Here is a 371-nt window from a genome sequence, read left to right as displayed (position 1 = left end):
TGGCCGGCCTCCCAGTCGGCGGTGATGATCGGGGACGAGGTCAGGTACCAGCCGCCGTGGAAATTGTAGTTCACGAAGGGCTGCAGCGTCATCGCGTTGACCGCGCTGCGGTTGCTCTTGCCCGCGAAGGACCAGACATTGTTGACGAGAACGCCGACGACCCAGGGGCCTTCGATGGCCAGGGCGACGAAAGCCGGACCCGCCGAGTACTTGCCGGCGGTCAGGGTCTTGTCGGTGCCGGTCGGGAATACGAAGGTCGGCCCGATGCCCCAGATGATGCCGTGCGTCGGCTGCTTCGGCGAGAAGAAGAAGCTCGGGTTGATGTCGCCGAGGCCGAACTCGCGGTCACCATTCACCGTCAGGGCCGGTTG

General features: G+C 65.2%; 1 pseudogene. It reads right to left on the bottom strand.

Features of this window, described 5'->3' with window-relative positions:
* Nucleotides 1-371: pseudogene (locus tag AC1DGP_RS35400) on the bottom strand (transporter); the annotation flags it as partial.

This window comes from Allobosea sp. 05T433, from assembly GCF_056396065.1.
Note: the sequence above shows the minus strand (reverse complement) of the source record. Positions and strands in the feature narration are given on the sequence as shown.